The sequence below is a fragment of the Paenibacillus sp. FSL W7-1332 genome (assembly GCF_037969785.1).
Classification (GTDB): Bacteria; Bacillota; Bacilli; order Paenibacillales; family Paenibacillaceae; genus Paenibacillus_AQ.
In genome coordinates this window covers 4,893,042-4,916,862 of the sequence record NZ_CP150209.1, presented here as the reverse complement: position 1 = coordinate 4,916,862, position 23,821 = coordinate 4,893,042, and the positions used below count along the sequence as shown (strand labels likewise).

General features: G+C 48.8%; 19 protein-coding genes. 17 read left to right on the top strand and 2 right to left on the bottom strand.

Annotated elements, in window-relative coordinates; genetic code table 11:
• Positions 1-107: 107 nt before the first annotated feature.
• Complete coding sequence (locus MKX98_RS22055) at positions 108-1,721, bottom strand: YifB family Mg chelatase-like AAA ATPase (protein WP_339218354.1); 1,614 nt, start codon at positions 1,719-1,721, stop codon at positions 108-110.
• A 377-nt stretch (positions 1,722-2,098) separates the two neighbouring features.
• Between MKX98_RS22055 and MKX98_RS22050 the strand changes: the two genes are divergently transcribed.
• From MKX98_RS22050 to MKX98_RS22040, 3 genes are all read left to right on the top strand, one after another.
• The gene (locus MKX98_RS22050; RefSeq protein WP_339218352.1) at positions 2,099-3,634 is read left to right on the top strand and encodes an extracellular solute-binding protein; all 1,536 of its coding nucleotides are present in this window, start codon (positions 2,099-2,101) and stop codon (positions 3,632-3,634) included.
• A 151-nt stretch (positions 3,635-3,785) separates the two neighbouring features.
• Positions 3,786-4,706, top strand: coding sequence for an ABC transporter permease subunit (locus tag MKX98_RS22045; RefSeq protein WP_162487568.1), 921 nt, complete (start codon positions 3,786-3,788; stop codon positions 4,704-4,706).
• A gap of 12 nt (positions 4,707-4,718) precedes the next feature.
• A complete protein-coding gene (locus MKX98_RS22040; RefSeq protein WP_071220069.1) occupies positions 4,719-5,582 on the top strand; it encodes a carbohydrate ABC transporter permease in 864 nt (287 codons plus the stop codon).
• 36 nt (positions 5,583-5,618) lie between these two features.
• Here the strand turns inward: MKX98_RS22040 and MKX98_RS22035 are convergent, their stop codons facing one another.
• The gene (locus MKX98_RS22035; protein ID WP_339218350.1) at positions 5,619-7,859 is read right to left on the bottom strand and encodes an AraC family transcriptional regulator; all 2,241 of its coding nucleotides are present in this window, start codon (positions 7,857-7,859) and stop codon (positions 5,619-5,621) included.
• A gap of 493 nt (positions 7,860-8,352) precedes the next feature.
• On the opposite strand from MKX98_RS22035, the gene sucC reads away from it, so the two are divergent.
• The 14 genes from sucC to fliI all read left to right on the top strand — a co-directional run bounded on the left by sucC (position 8,353) and on the right by fliI (position 23,819).
• The gene (gene sucC, locus MKX98_RS22030) at positions 8,353-9,513 is read left to right on the top strand and encodes an ADP-forming succinate--CoA ligase subunit beta (protein WP_006211339.1); all 1,161 of its coding nucleotides are present in this window, start codon (positions 8,353-8,355) and stop codon (positions 9,511-9,513) included.
• A 97-nt stretch (positions 9,514-9,610) separates the two neighbouring features.
• Complete coding sequence (sucD, locus tag MKX98_RS22025; protein ID WP_071220478.1) at positions 9,611-10,540, top strand: succinate--CoA ligase subunit alpha; 930 nt, start codon at positions 9,611-9,613, stop codon at positions 10,538-10,540.
• A 122-nt stretch (positions 10,541-10,662) separates the two neighbouring features.
• Complete coding sequence (gene dprA / locus MKX98_RS22020; protein ID WP_339218347.1) at positions 10,663-11,838, top strand: DNA-processing protein DprA; 1,176 nt, start codon at positions 10,663-10,665, stop codon at positions 11,836-11,838.
• Positions 11,839-11,874: 36 nt separating this feature from the next.
• On the top strand, positions 11,875-13,974 hold the full coding sequence (gene topA, locus MKX98_RS22015; protein WP_220684602.1) for a type I DNA topoisomerase: 2,100 nt from the start codon (positions 11,875-11,877) through the stop codon (positions 13,972-13,974).
• Positions 13,975-13,995: 21 nt separating this feature from the next.
• On the top strand, positions 13,996-15,324 hold the full coding sequence (trmFO, locus tag MKX98_RS22010; protein ID WP_194543579.1) for an FADH(2)-oxidizing methylenetetrahydrofolate--tRNA-(uracil(54)-C(5))-methyltransferase TrmFO: 1,329 nt from the start codon (positions 13,996-13,998) through the stop codon (positions 15,322-15,324).
• A 29-nt stretch (positions 15,325-15,353) separates the two neighbouring features.
• The gene (gene hslV / locus MKX98_RS22005; RefSeq protein ID WP_006211334.1) at positions 15,354-15,896 is read left to right on the top strand and encodes an ATP-dependent protease subunit HslV; all 543 of its coding nucleotides are present in this window, start codon (positions 15,354-15,356) and stop codon (positions 15,894-15,896) included.
• Between the two features lie 49 nt (positions 15,897-15,945).
• Positions 15,946-17,352, top strand: coding sequence for an ATP-dependent protease ATPase subunit HslU (hslU, locus tag MKX98_RS22000; protein WP_194543578.1), 1,407 nt, complete (start codon positions 15,946-15,948; stop codon positions 17,350-17,352).
• 457 nt (positions 17,353-17,809) lie between these two features.
• Positions 17,810-18,217, top strand: coding sequence for a flagellar basal body rod protein FlgB (gene flgB / locus MKX98_RS21995; protein WP_071220075.1), 408 nt, complete (start codon positions 17,810-17,812; stop codon positions 18,215-18,217).
• A gap of 5 nt (positions 18,218-18,222) precedes the next feature.
• Positions 18,223-18,672: a flagellar basal body rod protein FlgC gene (flgC, locus tag MKX98_RS21990; protein WP_194543577.1), complete on the top strand. Its 450-nt coding sequence runs from the start codon at positions 18,223-18,225 to the stop codon at positions 18,670-18,672.
• A 45-nt stretch (positions 18,673-18,717) separates the two neighbouring features.
• The gene (gene fliE / locus MKX98_RS21985; protein WP_071220077.1) at positions 18,718-19,026 is read left to right on the top strand and encodes a flagellar hook-basal body complex protein FliE; all 309 of its coding nucleotides are present in this window, start codon (positions 18,718-18,720) and stop codon (positions 19,024-19,026) included.
• A gap of 34 nt (positions 19,027-19,060) precedes the next feature.
• On the top strand, positions 19,061-20,641 hold the full coding sequence (gene fliF / locus MKX98_RS21980; RefSeq protein ID WP_194543576.1) for a flagellar basal-body MS-ring/collar protein FliF: 1,581 nt from the start codon (positions 19,061-19,063) through the stop codon (positions 20,639-20,641).
• A gap of 11 nt (positions 20,642-20,652) precedes the next feature.
• Positions 20,653-21,669, top strand: coding sequence for a flagellar motor switch protein FliG (fliG, locus tag MKX98_RS21975; RefSeq protein WP_071220479.1), 1,017 nt, complete (start codon positions 20,653-20,655; stop codon positions 21,667-21,669).
• Positions 21,662-22,516: a FliH/SctL family protein gene (locus MKX98_RS21970; RefSeq protein ID WP_339218341.1), complete on the top strand. Its 855-nt coding sequence runs from the start codon at positions 21,662-21,664 to the stop codon at positions 22,514-22,516. The genes fliG and MKX98_RS21970 overlap by 8 nt, the downstream gene beginning before the upstream one ends.
• A complete protein-coding gene (gene fliI, locus MKX98_RS21965) occupies positions 22,500-23,819 on the top strand; it encodes a flagellar protein export ATPase FliI (RefSeq protein WP_194543574.1) in 1,320 nt (439 codons plus the stop codon). Before MKX98_RS21970 ends, fliI begins: the two co-directional genes overlap by 17 nt.
• Positions 23,820-23,821: the final 2 nt, after the last annotated feature.

Sequence of the window (23,821 nt, the reverse complement as noted above, 5' to 3'; positions counted from 1 at the left end):
GGAGCCCCGAGCTCCATCACCTTCTTTGCGCAGTACAGATTATTTATTCAATAAGAGCAAACTTCCTGACCTTTGTTATCCAGATCATATCACTCTCCAGTTCCATTTCACAAATGAGTGGTTTCATCGGCGGTGATATATTGGCGATCCAGTTGACGGTATTGAATCGCCTCTGCGACATGCCGGCTCTGTATCCTATCGGATGCTTCCAAATCGGCGATGGTTCTGGCCAGCTTCAGGATTCGGTCATAAGCGCGCATGCTCAGGCCCAGCGTATCGATTGTCGCTTGCAGAAGCTCAGCCGAGTCCTTGTCCAGCACCGCATGTTTCCTCAGGAAGCTGCCGAACAGTTCGCTGTTCCAACTGAACGGTAACTTGCTGTAACGTTCCAATTGAATCCTCTGTGCCGCATAAACTTGATCCCGCATTTGCTTGGAGGATATAGGTGTTGCGCCTCCAGGCCATTCCTTCGGCCGAGGCACGTCCACCTGAAGGTCGATCCGATCCATCAAGGGCCCCGATATTCTAGCGCGATATTGAGCAATTCGTGTAACGCTGCACGTGCAGCGTTGATGAGGGTGATCACTGCCGTAATAACCGCACGGACAGGGATTCATCGAACAAGCGAGCATGAAATGCGCAGGGAAGGTAAATACCGCTCGTGCCCGGCTGATGGTTACTTCGCGATCCTCCAAGGGCTGTCGCAGCACCTCCAGCACATGCCTTGAGAACTCAGGGAGCTCATCCAGGAAGAGAATGCCTTTATGGGCCAGACTGACTTCTCCCGGCTTTGGAATGGTACCGCCTCCGATGAGCCCGCCGGCCGATATGGTATGGTGAGGGGACCGAAAAGGACGTCTGGTCATTAACCCATCGGATGGCTTTAGCTTTCCGGCAGCACTGAAGATTTTCGTTGTGGTCAACGCTTCTTGGTCCGCCAGCGGCGGCAGTATGGTGGGGAGGCGCTTCATGAGCATCGTTTTACCCGTACCCGGGGGCCCAATGAGCAGAATATTGTGCATGCCTGCGGCAGCAATGGTCAGAGCGCGTTTGATATGCTGCTGGCCAATTACATCTCTATAGTCTTCCAGCTGCTTGTCCTGGAGGCCGTCCGCTTGTATTCTGCTTGGATGCGTGGCCCGATCATATCTGAGCTTTGCCAGCGAAACGGCAGCGATGGTTACTCCTCCAGTTTCACGGTTATCGATAACTCCATCTGATCCATCCTGGACGAGCTCATTCAAGTGCCTGAGCCCATAAACTTCGATCCCCCCGATCAATGCAGCTTCCGGGGCATTTTCGCTCGGAAGAAGGACTCCGGCATATCCTTCCTTTTTCGCTTGCTCCACCATCGGTAACACCCCGGTGATGGGTCTTAGCGTACCATCCAGTGCAAGTTCGCCAAGGATCAATATTTGCCCGGCATTCGAAAAGGTCCATTGCTCGCTTGTTAGCAATATGCCAACGGCGATTGCCAGATCGAAGGAAGAGCCTTCTTTGCGCAGATCTGCCGGTGCGAGATTGACTGTTACCCGTTTTAAGGGATAGATAAAACCGCAGTTTTTAATCGCTGCCCGAACCCGCTCAATGGATTCGCGAATGGAGGAATCGGGCAGACCGATGATGGAGGTTTGGGGCAGTCCGTTCGCCAGGTCTACCTCGACCTGGATGACAACGCCGTCAATGCCGTGCAAGCAAGCGCTATGAAGTTTTCCGTACATAAATGAAAGCACCTCATTTCTGATATCAGTGGATTGAATCGTAAAAGAACATCCAAGATTCGAAATGGGTGCTTCCTCATTTTCGCTGGGTGACTCTAGTCCGTATTGTAAAAGTTTACCTCTTGGCTGTCAATTCGCACTCCTCTTCAAGATACTCCATCCAAGAGACAAGGACCCGACCGCGGTGCGGGATCTGAGTCGTGAATGTACCATAATTCAGAAAGTTGTCACTTCTTCAGAATCGTAGCTACAGTCAATAACGGGAAGGAATGTGAATAGTCAATCCATGGTTCCGGCAAGTAGAATCAAAATCATAAACGACATGCTGCTGTAAACAGTAGCTGGAGTTACATATCATACATAAGGGAGAGGGTTGCGTGAATATTTGGAACCGAAAGCTCGGGTTGGTGGCATTGGCCGCCGTTATAACCGGCACATTATTGAGCGGATGCTCAAAAGAAAACGTGGCAAAAGAGGAGAATCCTGAAAACGCCGCCTTAGGCAAAGAAGTCACACTAGAAATGATGACCTTCTCTCATACGAATTGGCCCTATAAGGAAAACTGGCCGATTTACCAGTACTTAAAAGAAGAAACCGGCATCTCCTTCAAGGTACAACCCGTGATGAGCGATTACACCACAACGATGAACCTGGCGATATCCTCGGGCGAAATACCGGATCTTATGATGGTCAACAGCTTGAACGCCGCCAATACGCACGGGGAGAGCGGAGCGTTTGTCGACTATTTCGAGCATTTGGAACAGATGCCGAACTATAAGAAGTTTCTCGAGGACCATCCCGAAGTGAAGGCAGCTATTCTGTCTCCAGAGGGAAGGAACTATTTTATGCCGTTGTATGGACTTGAGCAGCAGTCCAGGCGGTCATGGCTATACAGAGACGATATATTCAAAAAACACAATCTGACGCCGCCGACGACATACGACGAACTGTACACCGTCGCGAAAAAATTAAAGGAATTGTACCCTGACAGCTTCCCGATTGCCGTTTTCAACGGTTTGAGTCCGCTGGTCAATATGGCACCTGCGTTTAATACAAACAGCAGCTACTATTACGATTTCGAGAAGAATAAATGGCGCTATGGTCCGACAGAGGCCAACTACAAGAAAATGGTTGAGTATATGAATAAATTTTACACGGAAGGCTTGGTTGCGCCTGACTTCATGGCTCATAAACGCAAGCAATTTAACGATCTGCTGCTTCAGAACAAATCGTTTATCGCCAGCGATTATATCGGCATCATGGATGAACTTCCGTTAATGCTTGGGGATAAAGCAGCCGAGTTTAGTCTTGATTATATGGTTCCTCCTGTTGGAACGCCGGATGGCAAGTCCCACAATGTATTTGCCGGATTGCAGTCCGACGGGTTTGCGGTAGCGGCAAATTCCAAGGAGCGGGATCGGCTGCTGAAGTACCTTGATTTCTTGTTCTCCCCCGAAGGTATTGAGCTGGCAACCTGGGGTAGGGAAGGCGAGACGTTCACAACCGAGAACGGGGCTCGCAAATTCAACCCGGATTACAAAGAGTTCGGCGACTTGAGAACCAAGACGGGCATCGCAACAATCGGAGCGCATACGGTATTGGATATGACGGCATACGAGTCCATGTATTCCCCAAAAATGCGGGAAGCGATGAAAATCGCGCCAGACCATGAAACGAGACCCCAGCCAAGGCTTGCGTATACGAATGAAGAAAATGAAGTGCTCAGCATGGTCGGCGAAACGGTGAAAAAATTCCATGAGGAGCAGATCGCCAAGTTCATTCTAGGACAGAAACCGATGGATGATTGGGATGCTTACGTGAATGAAGTGAACAAGCTTGGCGTGCAGCAGGTGCTGGATGTGCATAAAAGTGCTTATGAGCGGACGCAAAAGTTCTTAAACGAAGCCAAGTAATGGATATCTGCGCGGCATACGGCAAGATGAGCGCACTGCTTTCTTTTCCCGGACCGGCTCTCGGCTAAGTAATGGCTGGTCCCGGTCCTTATGGGGGAAGCGGCCTGATGGATGAGTTTTGAACTAACGGGTAAAGGAGGATGCGTTTTTTTTGCAACCACAGAAGAATCCGGGTTTCTTGACGAAAGTGAAGCGGGACAAATACCTGTTGCTGCTGCTTCTGCCCTGTGCTCTGTATTACATCATCTTTAAGTACGTTCCCATATTCGGCATTTCGATCGCCTTTATGGACTACAACCTATTTAAGGGGATCACGGAGAGTGACTGGGTGGGTTTCAAATATTTCAGCATGTTTTTTAATACGCCTGATTTCTGGCCTGTTCTCAGAAATACATTCCTGCTGGGGTTATACAAGCTGATCTTCGGCTTTCCGGCACCTATCATCCTTGCTTTACTCATCAATGAAGTGAGCAAGTCGTTTTTGAAACGGTTTGTCCAAACGGTCAGTTATCTCCCGCACTTCATATCCAATGTCGTTGTAGCGGGGATCGCGGTTATGTTCCTGTCCCCGACAGGCGGGGTAGTCAACCAGCTGCTGAGTGCCGTCGGACTCGAACGAATCAACTTTTTGGTTGAGGCCTCCTGGTTCAGGTCGATCTATGTAACGACCGACGTATGGCAGCATATCGGATGGGGGACCATCATCTATTTGGCTGCGTTGACGGCAATCGATCCGCAGTTATATGAAGCGGCACGGATGGATGGGGCTAACCGGTGGAAGCAGGCGCTGAACATTACGCTTCCCGGCATTGCGCCTGCAATCGTGATTATCCTGATACTTGATATCGGAAAAATACTGGAAATTGGCTTTGAGAAAGTATACCTGCTCGCAACTCCCGCCACTTATGAGACAGCTGATATTATATCGACCTACGTGTACAGGGTCGGCTTAACGCAAGGCAACTACAGTTATGCCACGGCGATTGATCTGTTTACCGGCATCATCAGCTTCATCTTCATTATCGCGGCGAATTCGTTCAGCCGGCGGGTTAGCGGAAGCAGCATCTGGTAAAGGAGGAACGTGATGAAACCGAAATGGAATTGGTTTGACGCGCTCAATGCCTTGATCCTTTCCGGGATCGTGCTCGCGTGTCTATATCCGTTTGTTTATATGCTGGCCGTGTCCCTGAGCGATTCCGCATCGATCGCCTCAGGGGAAGTGTGGCTATGGCCGAAGGGCTTCAATCTGGATATGTATCAGTATGTGTTCGAGGACGGTCGGGTGCTGAAAGGATATAAGAACACGCTGATTTACGTGATTTCAGGGACCGCCATTTCTTTGATTGTAACGGCACTAGGGGCTTATGCACTGTCCAAGACCAAGATGGTCATGGGCAAACCGATCCTGATGCTGATCGTCTTTACGATGTTTTTTAACGGCGGGATGATTCCGACGTTTCTGGTCGTGAAGGAGCTGGGCTTTGTCAACACGATATGGGGCATGGTACTGCCCGGAGCGGTAGGTACCTGGAATCTGCTCATCATGCGGACTTTCTTCATGGGCATGCCTCAAGAGCTTGAGGAATCCGGAAAAATAGATGGACTGTCCGAAATCGGGATTTTCTTCCGGATTGTGCTCCCGCTATCCAAGCCGGTGCTGGCCACCATCGGCTTGTATTATGCGGTCGGGATGTGGAATAACTTTATGGGGCCGCTGCTGTATCTGCGGGATGCCGATATGCAGCCCCTCCAGGTCATTTTAAGAAACATCGTGCTGTCGGGGCAATTGACGGGGACGGATGGTCCGGTTGTGGGCGATATCGTGGTGGTGGAGGATGGCTTGAAATTCGCTACCATTATGGTGTCTACCTTGCCGATCCTGCTTGTCTATCCGTTTATACAGAAGTATTTTGTAAAAGGGGCTTTGATAGGCTCGGTTAAGGGTTAGCGTTAAAGGTAAAGCGGTCGGCCGCTCACCTGTGTGTTATCGGATCCAGTTGGTTTTCCGGTAATCACCCGGTGTTTGGCCGGTTATTTTTTTGAACATGCGGATAAAGGAAGTGACATTACGGTAGCCGATCCGGTTGCCAACTTCCTGAATCGGCATATTTGTCGTCTGCAGTAGTTCTTTCGCTTTTGTTATTCGAATCGCATTCAATTGGTCGCTAAAGTTGCTCCCCGTCTTCTCTTTAATATACCCGGATAGATAAGTTGGCGACATGTTGAGTTTAAAGGCAAGCTGCTCGAGTGATATATCTTCAGCGTAATGGGACTCCAAATAATGAATGACATATTGAATGATATCGTAATGTTCCTCCCGTTTCAGACGGATCGCATGGGCTGCATGGGCAAGCTCGTCGAGCAGGATTTCCCGGTATTGCTCGGGGGTTACGCTATATGCAAGCTTTTGTGCGTAATCCGGAAGGGCGTCGGTATTGATTTTCAGCAGTTCTACTGTCCTTCTCATGCGGACCGAGACCGATTTGGCAAAGTGGCTTAGTTGATCGGCCGTGGCCTCTTGCCGCTGCAATCGATCCAGGGCGCGCTCAATGAGCGATTGGCAGCTGCTCTCGTTACCAGCCTGTAAGTTCACGTAAAATTCGTGTTCCTGCTCGGCGGTGAATCCTGTTACATCTTCTCGGCGTTCCTTCTCCCAGATGATCTGGGTTTCCTCAATCGGCATGGCTTGTTGCAGGAGCGACATGGCTTCTGCATAAGCCCGGTCAAAATCAGAGGTTTGCTGGAACACGGACGAAACCGCAATATTCACGAGATAGGTGCTTTGATCTTGATCAAAAATCTGTTTGAGCTGATTGAGACACTGCTGCAGCATGTCGGATTTTTCTTGTGTATACACAATGGTTAAAATCTGCTTGCCCTCCATCTGAAGGGTATGGGATATGGGAAACGATTCTTGGATCTGCAGCGTAATCATGTCTTTGATCTTGCCGGTTGCCCTTGTCATTAAGGCATCAAGCTGACGCGAAGGGACGTGCCGGTATCTCAACTGATAAACGATAACCATAAATTCACCCTCGCCGACCCAAAGTTCGTTGGAAGCGTTGGTATCAAGGGCAATGTTTTTGAACTGGGCCAAATAATGGTAGCTTGTCAGCAGCGGTTTGGTATGGTCCATCCATTCCTTGATGATCTTACGTTCATGCTGCAAACCCTTCAGATGGTTGGAAATGGCGCTGAATTCGGAGATACTCCCTTGATATAGCTCCATCTCCGCTTGGCCCAGGCCCGTAACCATTCTCTTGAGCGGCAGGTTGATTTTTCGGGAGAAAACCCATGATGCCAGAATACCAATAAGCAGGGTAGCTGCAAATAAGAGTACAGCCATCCAGTTCATGCGGCTGATGCTTTGATTGAGTTCCTTATGGGGAATAATAGAAACGTAGGTAAGACCGGAGCGGGCGCCTTTTTCGAAAAAGTAATAGGTTCCCTTCTCCATCATCCATTCCGATTGGCCGTCCCATTCCGGCAGTGGCAGGGATTTAGCATCCGGGGCGGATTCATACAGGGTTGTTCCCTCCGAGTCCACCAGCAGAAAACGGGAATCGGCCATTCCATTATATGATTCATACCAGCTTTTCATATTTACGAAAGCGATGATCTTCCAGGGGCTGCCTTGTACGTTCGTAATTAAAGGCATCAGCTGCAATTCACTCTTCTCGGTTCCGATGGTGAACGTGCGGCTGGGAAGCATGTGCAGAAAACCGTTTGCGTGATCTCTACGCTTCCAGAATTCGTATGAATAGGAGTCGCTTTTGTAGTAATGCTTAAACATGCGGTCATCATCGACGATGCCATCCCGCTCAAGCAGGAAGGAATGATTTTGGTAGTAAATCATGACATTATTTAAGTGGTAGTAGGGCTGGCTTACCAGGGTCCGAATCTGATCCATGACCGTATCCACCTGCAGATAATTGATGCCTTTCTTTCCCCCGGAATCGGCCTGCCTGCTGATATTGCCGACAAATTCATCGTGCTGAAGGTTGAGGAGGAGATTTTTCCATGTGGAGTACTGCTTCTCAAAATGATCGACGGTGTTTCGAATCAGGGTCAGATTATATTTGACAATTTCATTGTTAACATTGCGGGAGTAGAATGTCATCGACCATAGATTATAGGAGGAGAGCAGGAAAATCACGACGAGAAAATACACGAGCATTTTGACAAATAATGAATGCAGCGGAAAAAATGACTTCAACCAACTCATGCTGAATCTCCTTATAATTGCGTTCACTAATCTTTCAATCATTCTACCGGATAGCAGAAAAAGGATAAAGAGTTTTATTTTGCGTCACAGTTTAACGCGAACAAAAAGGGATTTAATGGTATAATAGTAATCAATACACTAATTATTACGGGGAGGGGAGAGGGATTCGGTATGACAATTTTATGGGAAAATATCATCCTTACACTAGTTGCAGGATTGTTAGGCATTGCCGTTGTCGTATTGGGGATTGTCGGATTGATAAGCTTTGCACGAAAAAATAAATGAATTTTACATATTTCTCCAATTTATATCTGGAAGGAATCATACCCATGCCAAATCGAGTGGATAAACTGTGAACTTTTTAAGGTAAGCGTTTTAAAAACATGTTACAATAGCTTGGGTTTAATATATAAAGGTTGACAGGTTAATCTTTCATAGATTAGTTCCGTGTTAGCCAGCCTTGTTCCAGTCATGTTGATAGGAGGATTCGAGAATGAATATCCATGAATATCAAGGAAAACAAGTACTGAAGCAATATGGAGTAGCTGTTCCGAACGGCAAGGTAGCGTTTACGGTAGAAGAGGCAGTTGAAGCTGCACAATCTTTGGGAAGTCCCGTAACCGTTGTCAAAGCACAGATCCACGCAGGCGGTCGGGGTAAAGCCGGCGGCGTTAAAGTGGCGAAGAACCTGGACGAGGTTCGTGCTTATGCTGAAGAAATTCTGGGCAAGGTGTTGGTTACTCACCAAACGGGTCCGGAAGGCAAGGAAGTCAAGCGTCTCCTCATTGAAGAGGGCTGCGATATTCGCAAAGAGTATTATATCGGTGTGGTCGTTGACCGTGCTACCGGCCGTGTCGTTTTGATGGCGTCCGAAGAAGGCGGTACCGAGATCGAAGAGGTTGCCGCAGCAACTCCCGAGAAGATTTTCAAAGAGGTCGTAGATCCAGCGATCGGACTTCAAACATTCCAAGCACGGAAATTAGCGTATTCCATTAATATTCCGAATGAACTGGTAGGAAAAGCCGTTCAGTTCATGCTGGCCTTGTATAAGGCATTTGTAGAGAAGGATTGCTCTATCGCTGAAATCAATCCGCTTGTCGTAACCGGGGACGGAAACGTCATGGCTCTAGATGCCAAACTCAACTTTGACTCCAATGCGTTGTTCCGTCATAAAGACATCCTTGAGCTGCGCGACCTGGACGAAGAAGACGAGAAGGAAATTGAAGCATCCAAATACGACTTGAGTTACATAGCTCTGGATGGCAACATCGGCTGTATGGTTAATGGCGCCGGTCTTGCCATGGCTACGATGGACATCATTAAGTACTATGGCGGGGACCCTGCAAACTTCCTTGATGTTGGGGGCGGTGCAACAACGGAGAAGGTAACGGAAGCCTTCAAGATCATTTTATCCGATCCTCAAGTAAAAGGAATCTTTGTCAACATTTTCGGTGGTATTATGCGCTGCGACGTTATCGCTACCGGTGTTGTCGAAGCTGCTAAACAGCTGGGCTTAACTCGTCCGCTGGTTGTACGCTTGGAAGGAACGAACGTAGACCTCGGCAAGCAAATTTTGGCTGAGTCCGGTCTTAACATCGTACCTGCTGATTCCATGGCCGACGGAGCACAGAAGATCGTCTCCCTCGTTCAGTAATATTTCATTCCTGAAGGGGCATGGCACGATGGGCTTCGAAAGCCCTGCCGTGCGGTTGCTTTCATTTTCAAATAACAATAGGGGATGTGAATCAATCGTGAGTATTTTGATCGATAAAAATACAAAAGTTATCACGCAAGGGATTACAGGTAAAACAGCCCTTTTCCATGCAAAAGGCGCCCTGGATTACGGTACACAGATGGTCGGGGGGACTTCACCCGGCAAAGGTGGAACCGAAGTCGAAATTACGCTTGAGAACGGTGAAACCGTCAAATTGCCGGTTTACAACACCGTTGAGGAAGCCAAAGCCAAAACAGGCGCAACCGCTAGCGTAATTTATGTGCCCCCGGCTTTTGCAGCCGATTCCATTCTGGAAGCTGTTGATGCCGAGATGGATCTGGTTATCTGTATTACAGAAGGCATTCCGGTGCTGGATATGGTCAAAGTATCCCGCTATATGGAAGGCAAGAAGACTCGTTTGATCGGACCTAACTGTCCGGGTGTTATTACGCCGGGTGAATGCAAAATCGGCATCATGCCTGGTTACATCCACACGCCAGGACATGTCGGAGTTGTATCGCGCAGCGGTACCCTGACATATGAAGCCGTTCATCAGCTGACTGCTCGCGGCATCGGACAATCCTCCGCCGTAGGGATTGGCGGCGACCCGGTTAAAGGGACGGAGTTTATCGATGTATTGAGACTCTTTAATGAAGATCCTAACACCAAAGCGGTTATTATGATCGGTGAGATCGGCGGTACAGCGGAGGAAGAAGCGGCTGAATGGATCAAAGCGAACATGACTAAACCAGTGGTAGGCTTCATTGGCGGCGCAACGGCGCCTCCAGGAAAACGCATGGGCCACGCAGGCGCGATTATTTCTGGCGGTAAAGGGACAGCCAAGGAGAAAATCTCTGTACTTGAAGCGTGCGGTATCAAGGTAGCTCCTACACCTGCTGAAATGGGCTCAACCCTGGTTAGCGTGCTTGAGGAGAAGGGTCTCCTGGAGTCTTGCACGACTCACTAGATCTAGTTTTTTATGTAATTCTAGCTAAGGCGTAACTTAAGGTAAGCAACCTTTTATTTCCTAAACAGGAAATGAAGGGTTGCTTTTTTGTTTTTGATTTTATATTTTAAGGAGGTCCCATTATGAAGTTAGACAGCTTACTGCTGATCGCATTGCATGAAAGCGAAGGTGTCGGATGGAAGACCATTAACCGAATCATATCGAACGGTGAGCTGCATGAGGGGTTGCTGTCTTATGATGCGAATGATTGGAGGGCCTGTGGTTTGTCTGTCGAAAAAGCGAATAAACTGGCCAAGGACTTCCCTTCCGCTGTCGAAAGAAAGCAGATCGATCTGTCGAATGCGAATGATGCCGGGTATCGGCAGCATGAAGCCGGGGTATGGAATTTGACAAACCGTTCAAAAATACGTATTATAACAGCCCTCGATGATATCTATCCGGACAGATTACGATCTTCGCCACAGGCTCCTTGGGTGTTGTATTGCATCGGCGATCTACATCTGCTGTCGAGGCCTGGGATTGCGATGGTAGGTACAAGAATGCCTACGGCATATGGGCGCAAAATTGCAACGATGCTATCCGAGGAGTTGGTACGATCAGGGTTCATGGTTGTCAGCGGCATGGCCAGAGGCATTGATAGCGTAGTCCACGATGCGGCTTTGCGAAGCGGGGGACCGACAGTGGCGGTTCTCGGAGCCGGCGTTGACGTTATATATCCACCGGAGAACCGATCGCTGTATGAAGAGATTGCGGCTAAGGGGCTTATCATTTCCGAATACCCGCCAGGCACCAAGGCGCTACCGGGGTTCTTCCCTCAGCGTAAACGGATTATCGCGGGACTCACGTTAGGTACCGTGGTGGTGGAGGCGGATGCCCGCAGCGGATCGTTGATTACGGCGGATTTAGCCCTGGAGGCGGGAAGGGACGTGTTCTCCGTTCCGGGTCCTGTTACTTCACCCAAGAGCAGAGGGACTTTGGATTTGATCAAGCAAGGAGCCAAGATGGTCACGGAAGCAAGGGATATAATAGAAGAATATGATTCCTTGTTGCCAAAAGTGGCCTCCGGTACATACAATAAGGAGCGGCGGGCCCCTCGTCAGGAGCAGCCCGATGAACTAGCCGGGTTGACAAATGACGAACGACAAATATACCATATGCTCGAACAGGGTCCCGGGTCGCTGGATGAAATGATCGAGTTAACCCGGTGGGATTTTGGACATTTGCATTCAGTTCTGTTATCTTTAATCATAAAAAAGCAGATTACCCAATTACCCGGTGCTATATATAAGATCATTTAATGGGAAAGTTTGAATGTTGGAGAGGAGGATGAACCTGTGGCGGATTCACTCGTCATCGTAGAGTCGCCTGCTAAGGCGAAAACGATTGGCAAATATCTCGGCAGCAAGTATATCGTGAAGGCTTCGATGGGTCATGTTCGCGATTTGCCGAAGAGCCAGATCGGGGTTGAAGTAGAAAACGACTTCAATCCGAAATACATTACGATCCGCGGAAAAGGTTCTGTCTTAAAGGAACTTAAGGATGCTAGCAAAAAGGTGAAAAAAGTGTACCTCGCAGCTGACCCCGATCGCGAAGGGGAGGCCATTGCATGGCATCTTGCGCATGCATTGGAGCTGGATGATACTCAAAGCCTGCGGGTTGTATTTAATGAAATAACGAAAACAGCCGTGAAGGATGCCTTCAAGACGCCGCGCAAAATTAACATGGATCTGGTCAACGCGCAGCAGGCAAGACGTATCCTGGACCGATTGGTTGGTTATAAGATCAGCCCTATTCTATGGAAGAAAGTGAAAAAGGGACTCTCTGCCGGCCGTGTTCAATCGGTAGCTGTCAAAATCATTCTCGACCGCGAGAATGAGATAAGCGCTTTCGTGCCGGAAGAATATTGGACCATTACGGCCAAACTGGCCATTAAAGGTTCTGCATTCGAAGCCAAATTCACGCAGCTTAATGGCGCAAAGAAAGAGCTGACCAATGAACAGGAAGTAAATGAAATTCTTCAAGCGATTCGGGATGCTTCCTTCCAAGTCAGCGAAGTAAAAGAACGAGAGCGTCAGCGCCATCCGTCTCCACCGTTTACAACGAGTTCCTTGCAGCAGGAAGCTGCACGTAAACTTGGTTTCCGGGCGGCTAAGACCATGTCCGTTGCCCAGCAGCTGTACGAGGGCGTCGAGCTTGGCAAGGAAGGCACCGTCGGTTTGATTACCTACATGCGTACGGACTCCACGCGCATCTCAGGGACGGCTCAAGAAGAAGCAAAAGAATACATCACCGAGAAGTATGGTGATCCGTTCGTTCCGGAGAGCCCGAGACAATACTCGAAAAAAGCAGCCAACGCTCAGGATGCGCATGAAGCGATTCGTCCTACATCGGTGCTGCGGGATCCTGAATCCATGAAGCCGTTTATGAGCCGTGATCAGCTCCGCTTGTACAAACTGGTCTGGGAGCGTTTTGTGGCAAGTCAGATGTCTTCTGCAGTGCTGGATACGCTTTCTGTTGATATTGCCGCGGGCAAGGCCGTCTTCCGCGCAACAGGTTCGAAGGTTCGTTTCCCTGGATTCATGAAGGTTTACGTCGAAGGCAACGACGACGGGACGACAGAAGAAGATAAATACCTGCCGGAGCTTCATAGTGGCGACATTCTGGAGAAGCAGGACATTGAGCCGAAGCAGCACTTCACGCAGCCACCTCCGCGTTATACGGAAGCACGTCTTGTCCGGACGCTGGAAGAGCTCGGCATAGGGCGACCTAGTACGTATGCACCGACACTGGAGACGATCCAGAAGAGAGGCTACGTTGCCATCGAAGAGAAGAAATTCATGCCAACCGAGCTCGGTGAACTTGTCATCGAGCAGATGGAGCAGTTCTTCCCGGAAATTCTCAATGTGGAGTTTACGGCTAACATGGAAGAGGACCTCGACCATGTGGAGGAGGGCTCCGAAGATTGGGTCAAAGTATTGGCAGAGTTCTATGAATCCTTCGAAAAGCGCCTTGAAGTAGCAGAGGAAGAAATGAAGGAAATCGAAATCGAAGATGAGGTTTCCGACGAGATCTGCGAAAAGTGCGGAAAGCCGTTGGTCTATAAGCTGGGCAGGTTTGGCAAGTTTCTTGCATGCTCAGGCTTCCCGGATTGCCGGAATACCAAGCCGATCGTGAAAGATATCGGCGTGGCGTGCCCGAAATGCAAGGAAGGCCATGTCGTGGAACGACGAAGCAAGAAGGGGCGCGTCTTCTTTGGATGTGATCGTTATCCCGAATGTGATTTCGTATCATGGGATAAACCGTCAACGAAGCCGTGTCCGAATTGCAGCAGCTTAATGGTAGAGAAGAAAAGCAAGCAAGGCATCAAGCTTCAATGTACTTCTTGTGATTATTCCGAAATGGTCGAGGAACAAGACGACGCAGCAGATTTGTAAGGCATACAGGGGGTAATGACGTTGACAGATTCACAGAGGGTTACGGTTATCGGTGCAGGGCTTGCCGGCAGTGAAGCTGCCTGGCAGATCGCTAGCCGGGGCATACCCGTTACATTATATGAGATGCGGCCGGTCGTTAAGACGCCGGCTCATCATACGGACAAGTTCGCTGAGCTTGTATGCAGTAATTCGCTTCGGGCGAACGGTTTAACCAACGCAGTAGGGGTATTGAAGGAAGAAATGCGGATGCTGAACTCGCTTGTCATCGGTTCGGCAGACCGCAATTCCGTCCCGGCTGGCGGCGCATTGGCCGTTGACCGTGACGGTTTTTCGGGAGAAATTACGGAAACTCTGCATCAGCATCCTTTAATTGAGGTTGTAAATGAAGAAATTCAGCATATACCTGAAGAAGGCATCGTTGTTATTGCTACTGGGCCGCTGACCTCGCCCGCGTTGTCATCACAGATTCGTGAGCTGATGGGTGAGGACTATTTCTATTTTTACGATGCGGCTGCTCCGATCGTGGAAAAAGATTCAATTGATATGAGCAAGGTTTATCTGGCATCCCGTTATGATAAAGGCGAAGCGGCTTATCTGAATTGTCCCATGACAGAAGAAGAGTTCGACGCTTTCTATGACGCTCTTATCAATGCCGAAGTCGCTCAATTGAAAGAGTTTGAGAAGGAGATTTATTTCGAGGGCTGCATGCCGATCGAGGTCATGATGAAGCGTGGTAAACAAACCGCCTTGTTTGGCCCGATGAAGCCTGTTGGATTGGTGAACCCGCATACAGGCAAGCTGCCGCACGCTGTGGTGCAGCTCCGTCAGGATAATGCCGCAGGTACCCTCTACAATCTTGTCGGTTTCCAGACTCATCTGAAGTGGGGCGAACAGAAGCGGATCATTTCCATGATTCCGGGACTTGAGAACGCCGAAATTGTGCGTTACGGTGTTATGCACCGCAATACGTTTGTCAATTCGCCTAGACTGCTGGAACAAACCTATCAGGTGAAAACACGGCCAAATCTGTATCTGGCGGGACAAATGACGGGCGTAGAAGGATATGTTGAATCGGCGGCATCCGGATTGATTGCCGGGATCAATGCAGCAAGAGCCGCTCAGGGGCAGGAGGGGATCGTATTCCCTCAGGAATCAACTATCGGGAGCATGGCCTATTACATAACCCATGCAGATCCAGATAACTTCCAGCCGATGAATGCGAACTTCGGCCTTCTTCCGAGTCTCGAGAAGCGCATTCGCAACAAAAAGGAAAAGAACGAAGCGCTTGCAAGCAGAGCTCTTGACGGAGTACGCGTATTTATTAATGCTAACGAACTAAATACAATCTAATCTTATTTTCTTAGGGAGGTCTTGCCATCATGGAAATGACTTTTCACGCCACTACAATTTGTGCAGTACGGCATAATGGCACAGCAGCTATTGCCGGCGATGGCCAAGTTACATTTGGTGAAAGTGTAGTCATGAAGCAGACCGCCAAGAAAGTGCGCCGTCTTTACCGGGGACAAGTTGTCGCCGGTTTTGCCGGTTCTGTGGCGGATGCAATCACGTTATTTGAGAAATTCGAAGGCAAGCTGGAAGAGCACCATGGAAATCTGCAGCGCGCCGCTGTTGAACTCGCGAAGGATTGGCGTCAAGACCGTGTGCTTCGCAAGCTTGAAGCTTTGATGATTGTTATGGATAAAACCGGGATGCTGCTGATTTCAGGTGGCGGCGAAATCATCGAGCCTGATGATGATGTGCTGGCCATTGGGTCAGGCGGCAATTTTGCCTTGTCGGCAGGACGGGCGCTTAAGCGTCATGCCGGACATATGGAAGCGAAGGATATAGCCAGAGAAGCGCTTCAGATCGCTTCTGAGGTGTGTGTCTATACCAACAGCAATATTATTGTCGAAGAGCTGTAAGGATGCCATACAGCAACATATAGCCATATCAGGGGTGGAGGTATTCGCGATGAGTAAAGAATCGATGACGCCAAGACAGATTGTATCCGAGCTGGATAAATACATTGTAGGCCAAAAGGAAGCTAAAAAATCGGTCGCTGTAGCACTTCGGAACCGCTATCGCCGGAGCTTGCTTACGGATGACGAGCGGGATGAAATCGTACCGAAGAACATACTGATGATCGGTCCCACCGGCGTCGGCAAAACGGAGATTGCAAGAAGGCTTGCCAAGCTGGTTCATGCACCGTTCGTTAAGGTCGAGGCGACAAAGTTTACCGAGGTTGGATATGTCGGCCGTGATGTGGAATCCATGGTACGGGATCTTGTGGAAACCGCGATCCGGATGGTGAAGCTGGAACGCACCGAGAAGGTTAAGGACAAAGCCGAGGAAATGGCGAACGAGCGGATCGTTCAGCTGTTGGCGCCTTCTACCAAAGGGCAGAAGAGTCAGCGAAATCCCTTTGAGATGCTGTTTGGCGGTGCGAATAACGATACCCAGACCGAAGATGAGGATGCGGACGATAAGGACGTTAGTCTCAAAGAGAAGCGGAGACAGGTGCGCTTTAACCTGCTGTCCGGTAAGCTTGAAGACGAAACGATTGAGATTGATGTCGAGGATGCTGCTCCAAACATGTTCGATATGTTTGCGGGGCAGGGCAATGATCAGATGGGCATGAACATGCAGGAAATGTTCGGCAACTTGATGCCAAAGCGCACAAAGCGCCGCAAGCTGTCAGTGAAAGAAGCCAGGAAAGTACTGACGCAAGAAGAAGCAGGCAAGCTCATTGATATGGATGATGTCATCCAGGAATCCATTCGTCGGGCGGAGCAATCCGGCATTATATTTATCGATGAGATCGACAAGGTTGCCAGCCAGGGCCGCCAATCGGGTCCGGATGTGTCCAGAGAAGGTGTGCAGCGCGACATTCTGCCTATCGTGGAAGGCTCGACGATTATGACGAAATACGGACCGGTAAAAACGGACTTTGTCCTCTTCATCGCGGCAGGTGCTTTTCATATTGCGAAGCCATCGGATTTGATTCCCGAGCTTCAGGGGCGTTTTCCGATTCGGGTGGAGCTCAGCAGTTTGTCACTCGACGATTTTGTATCCATTTTGACCGAGCCGAAAAATGCACTAACCAAGCAATACGTAAATCTGCTGCGTACTGAGGATCTTGAGGTTGAGTTTTCTCCAGAAGCGATACGGGAGATCGCCCAAATTGCGGCTTCGGTTAACCAGAACACGGAGAATATAGGCGCGCGGAGACTTCATACGATATTGGAGAAGCTCCTTGAAGACCTGTCATTTGAAGCGCCTGAGTTGACGCTGGACCGCATGGTGATCACGCCGCAGTATGTCCGGGAGAAACTTGCCGGCATTGCCCAGGACCGGGACCTGAGCCAGTATATTCTGTAGTTGCATGCATATAGGTCTATTTGCCGGGTATGCGAAAGTAAATAATTGTCGATATTCATCCCGACCCTTGCAGCAAGTTGTCGAAGCGCTTTCGCATGTTGGAAGGGATCGGGACGGATTTCGTAATTTTTTGTGAATTTTATGGTCCCCATCAGGACCTACCCTTCGGGAAAAATCGCTTAAATTTTACAGATTTAGTGATACGATTTGCAATAATATAGAAAAAAACCGGATAAAAATGAACACAAAGCCCTTCTTTTTGGTAAAAGATAGGGCTTTTTTCTTATTGTAAAAAGTCCCAAACTTTAAGAAACTTAGTTTATGTGACATCATGTTGTCTTTTTCTACTTAAGACCTAGGTTAGTTCATACGGATTATATGATTTGTCGAAAAAAGAGGATTTAGCTAGGAAGAGTGGAATACCTTTCTGCAAAGTCCAGTCAGGAGGAATGAGCTAGTGAATCTGTTGAATAATAGTTCTTTTCAACGGCTTCAAAGCGGTTTGGATGCAGCTAATCTCAGAAACAATGTGATTGCAAACAACATCGCCAACGTGGATACTCCTCATTTTAAGAGATCCGAGGTATCCTTTGAGAGTCTTCTGAAAAAAGAAATGGATGGTGCCCAATTGTCATTACAGGGCAGAAGAACAGATCCCAGACATTTTGTCATTGGTTCAACCGGGGGGATTCCTGAGGCTTCGGTCATGAAGGATGGCAGCAGCTCCATGAATAACAACCAGAATAATGTCGATGCAGACAGAGAAATGTCGCTGCTTGCAGAGAATCAGCTCCGTTATAATTCATACATACAAGCTGTAAATGAGCAGATTCGAATGATGCGTACAGCTATTGAAGGGAGATAGGGTTCATGAATATTAGCAATAGCTTCGGTATTAATGCATCAGCTCTAACAGCACAACGGCTTCGAATGGATGTCATCTCCTCCAACATAGCCAATGCGGAAACCACTCGCGCGCGAATCGAGAACGGCCAAGCCGTTCCGTATCGTCGAAAAACGGTTGTTTTACAACCGCAGCAGGAATCATTTGAAGGACTTCTTAGAGCTCAGATGAATGGTCAGAATGCGGGACAAGGGGTAAAGGTTGCGCAGGTACGGGAAGATCAAACCCCGCTGAAACAGGTATATAACCCTACACATCCTGATGCGAATGCGGAAGGCTATGTCTTTATGCCTAACGTGGACATTACGAAGGAAATGGTGGATATGATAGCAGCTACCCGTTCGTACGAAGCTAATGTTACGGCGATCAATGCTTCGAAAGCGATGATTATGAAGGCGCTGGAGATCGGTAGATAACAAGTGAAAAATACATAAGCCCATATTGTAGGAGGAGAGAGAGAAATGATTCAAAATGCAATGTTCAGTGTTCAGGGCGTGCAGCCGCTTCAACTGCAGGAGCAAGTGAAAAATGGAGCGACTCCATCCGAATCGATTCGCGATTTTGGCTCTTACCTGAATGAAGCACTGAACTCTGTGGCATCACAGGAACAAAATGCACATGTTATGAGCGATAAATTAATGATTGGACAAGTAAACGTAGATCAGGCGATGATATCCGCCCAACAGGCTCTGTTGAGCATTCAGCTCACAACACAGGTCCGAAACAAAGTGGTAGAAGCCTATCAAGAGATCATGCGCACGCAAATCTAAATGTTTCTAGCAAAGTTTCGGATGGGGTGACAATGTGAACGAGAGAATTACCCAGTATCGGGAGAGAATGACCCAGTATTGGAACCAATTCAGCAACAAACAAAAAATAATGTTAATCGCTACAATAGCATTTGTTTTGATTGCTCTAATCGTACTAACGATGCAGTTCTCCAAGACGAAGTACGAAGTAGCATTCCGGGATTTAAATTCCAGCGACGCTGCAGGAATCATCAGCCACCTGGAGACCCAAGGGATTTCCTACAAGCTGAGCGAGGATGGCAGAAGCATCCTGGTTCCGAGTACGAGCGCAGCTAAAGTCCAGATTGATGTAGGGTCGCAAGGACTTGTACAGAATGGTACGATCGGATTCGAAACCTTCGAGAAGAACGCATCAGCCATCGGGATGACAGATAACGAATTCGAAGTGAAATATGTAAATGCACTGAATGGCGAAGTGGAACGACTGCTTGAGAAGATGCAGGGCGTCCAGGATGCAACGGTATTGTTGAATTTGCCAAAAGAAAGTGTATTTGCAAAAAACGGAAACGAAGATCAAGCCAGCGCCTCCGTAGTTGTGCAATTCAAACCAGGCTATCGGCCTAATCAAGAAGTCATAGACGGGTATTATAACCTCGTGAAGACGGCCATTCCGAACTTACCGGTTGAGAACATTACAATCACCAATGACGAAGTCGAGCTGCTCGCAACAGCTAAAGGCGGTCAAGGTGGATTGATGGGTAAGGTGGAAGAAAACTTCGCGCTTCAGAAAAAATTCGAAAGCGACGTTAGGCAAAATGTTCAGCAGTTTCTCTCGCAGTACATGGGATCGAATAAAGTCAATGTTCTGGTCGCTTCCAAACTGAACTTTGATCAGGTGCAGAGCAAGGAAAACATCGTAACCCCTGTTGATGAAGAAGAAATGAAGGGGATTGAGCTCAGTGTTCAGGAGATCCAGAAGAACTATTCGGGAACCAGTAGTCCAACCGGCGGAGTAGCCGGCGTAGGCGAAGAAGCTGTTCCGGGATATCCAAGCGATTCTGGAAGCGGGGAAACGAACTCGGAAGAGCTCTCCAAAACCGTTAACTATGAAGTTAACCGGATTACGAAGGATATCATAGCAAGTCCATATACTGTTAAAGATTTAACCATTAATGTCTCGGTTGAACCACCTGCCGGTCAACAAACTTTGGATGACGCGACAAGAACGGCAATACAGAACATTCTGGTTAATATCGTGCGTGCATCGCTCTCGGATACAGGCTCTACTTATACAGACGCTGATTTGTCCAAAAAAGTTTCGGTTATTTCACAGGTATTTAATGTAAATGCGGATGAAAATCCGAAAACCGTTCTTTCTCAGCCTGTATTATGGGGGATTGGTATCGCTGCGTTGGCGTTAATTGCTGGAGGAACCTATTTCATAATCCGCAGACGCAGAAAGCAGCAGGAAGAATTTGAAGATGATATTCAGCTTCCGCCAGTTACGGAATTCCCATCGATTAATCTCGAAAGTATAACCAATGAAAGCCAGGTTCGTAAACAGCTCGAAACCTTGGCGAAGAAGAAGCCAGATGAATTCGTGAATTTACTTCGCACATGGCTAGCTGAGGAATAGAGGTGGAAGCATTGGCTAAGGGAAATAACCAAATGTTAAGCGGACGTCAAAAAGCGGCTATACTGCTCATTACACTTGGCCCGGAAGTGTCTGCTCAAATATTTAAGCATCTTCGAGATGAAGAAATTGAACAATTGACGCTGGAGATTGCGAATGTTCGTAAAGTCGACAGTGATGAAAAAGATAGCATTATTCAGGAATTCCATCAAATTTGCCTGGCCCAGGAATACATCTCGCAAGGCGGTATTAATTACGCTAAAGAGATTTTGGAGAAGGCGCTTGGACAGCAAAAAGCGATGGAAGTGATCAACAGACTGACAGCAACGCTTCAAGTAAGACCGTTTGACTTTGCCCGCAAAGCGGACCCAAGCCAAATTCTGAACTTTATCCAGAACGAAAATGCACAGACCATTGCACTCGTCTTGTCGTATCTTCAATACGAGCAGGCATCCGCAATCCTATCATCGCTTCCGCAAGAGAAGCAGGCCGAAGTAGCGCGTAGGGTTGCAGTCATGGACAGTACTTCACCAGAAGTCATCGCCCAGGTGGAACGCGTGCTGGAACAGAAGCTGTCGGCGACGGTTACTCAGGATTACACGAGTGCGGGTGGCATTGAATCCATCGTTCAAATTCTGAACGGTGTGGATCGTGGTACGGAACGAACGATCCTCGATTCCCTGGAAATCCAGGATCCCGAGCTCGCCGAAGAAATCAAGAAGCGGATGTTCGTATTCGAGGATATCGTCAACGTGGACAACCGTTCGATCCAGCGTATTATCCGCGATGTCGAGAACGCCGATCTTCAGCTTGCACTCAAGGTGGCAAGCGAAGAAGTACGGGACGTCATTTTCCGCAACATGTCCAAGCGTATGGCCGAAACCTTCCGCGAAGAGATGGAATACATGGGGCCGGTGCGGCTGCGTGATGTGGAGGAAGCTCAGACTCGGATTGTAAGCACGATCCGAAGACTCGAAGAAGCGGGCGAGGTCATTATTGCCCGTGGCGGAGGAGATGACATCATTGTCTAACTTGATCAAATCGTCCCACTATAAACCGATGGATGTGTTGAAAGAGTTGGATCTTGCTCGTCGTTACGCTTCGCCAACCGAGGAAACGGTAGAGGAATATACTCCGCCGACTGCCGAGCCGGCTGTCGTACAAACACTGGCTGAAGCCGAACGTTTAAAGCATGAGATGCTGAAGGATGCTCAGGAGTTTGCCGAACGACAAATCCGCGAAGCTTCGGAAGAGGCGGAACGGCTGTTGGCCGAAGCGCAGCAGCAGATTGAAGCGTGGTGGACCGACAGAAGGCTTCAGGACGAGGATTTATCCGAAACGCTGAAGATGGAAGGCTTTAATCAAGGATATGCCGAAGGTTCAGCCAAGGCAGAGCTTGAGATGAAGGAATTGATGGAGCAAGCGACATTACAGGCGAGCGAATTGCTTCAGCTTGCCCATCAAGCCAAGGATGATCTAATTCAAGAAGCGGAGCCTTTTTTGGTGGAGCTCAGCTGCAGCATCGCGGAGAAAGTACTGGATCGTCAGCTGACGATCGAACCTGATTTCACGCTGGAGCTGATTCGAAAGAATCTGGCACGCAAGCGGGAAAAAGGAGTCATCTCCCTCTGCGTAGCTCCTGAACAATTCGAATTTGTATACGCGGCACGGGAAGAGCTCGGATTATCGATCGACTCTCAGGCAGAACTTCAAATTTTGCCGGATTCCACGGTTAAGGATCGCGGCTGCGTGATCAGGTCTTCTTTCGGAAGCGTGGATGCCCGGATCGATACACAGCTATCCGAGATCAAAAAAGAGCTCGTGCGGTTCGCTCTTGATGACGAGGAACGGAGAAATCAAGATGAAGAAGCTGAATAGCGCGCGGTACATGGATCATCTGAAGCATCTGGACCCCGTTCGCATCAATGGTAAAGTTACACAGGTAATCGGACTGATGGTGGAGTCCGAAGGGCCGGATGCAAGCATCGGCGATGTTTGTTATATCTATCCCACGAAGCAAACCAAGCCGCTCAAGGCGGAGGTCGTGGGTTTCAGAGATAATAAGGTGTTGCTGATGCCTCTCGGCGAGCTTCACTCCATTGGTCCTGGCTGTGATGTAGTCGGTACCGGCAAACCACTGAGCGTGCAAGTGGGTTCGGAACTGCTTGGCAAAGTGCTCGACGGATTGGGACAACCGCTGGACGGATCTATCATTCCGGCGCGCATGCCGCACTATTCAACCCATAACGTTCCACAGAACCCGCTTAATAGGCCGAGGGTTCAGGAGCCGATCAGCATCGGCGTCCGCGCGATTGACGGATTGCTCTCCATCGGCAAAGGCCAGCGGGTCGGTATATTCGCCGGATCCGGCGTCGGGAAGAGTACCCTGATGGGAATGATCGCGAGAAACACTTCTGCCGATGTCAATGTCATAGCTTTGATCGGGGAACGTGGACGCGAAGTGCTGGATTTCATAGAACGGGATTTGGGTCCCGAAGGGTTAAAGCGGTCCGTCGTAATTGTTGCGACCTCGGATCAACCGGCACTCATCCGCATTAAAGGGGCCTTGATCGCTACAACGATCGCCGAATATTTCAGGGATCGCGGCCTGAATGTGATGCTGATGATGGATTCCGTTACCCGCTATGCGATGGCGCAGCGAGAAGTAGGACTAGCCGTAGGAGAGCCGCCGGCCATGCGCGGTTATACTCCGTCTGTATTTGCCAGTCTGCCGAAGCTTCTGGAACGAGCAGGCACAGGGCCAACGGGCTCGATTACAGCCTTTTATACGGTGTTGGTAGATGGTGATGATATGAACGAACCGATCGCGGATGCGGTTAGAGGCATACTTGATGGTCACATCGTTCTAAACCGGAATATCGCAAATAAAGGGCATTTTCCGGCCATTGATGTGCTGGCTAGCATAAGCCGGGTGATGAAAGATATATCTCCAGAAGAACAAATCGATGCTTCCGAGAACGTAAAGCGACTGATGGCGATATATAAGGACTCGGAGGATTTGATCAATATCGGGGCGTATCAACAGGGCTCGAATGCCGATATCGATGAATCGATCGAATATATCGGGCGAATATGGGATTTCACGAAGCAAAAAGTGAATGAGAAGACAACATTGAATGAGGTTCAGGAACGTTTGATTTCCGAGTTTTCAAGGAGATGACT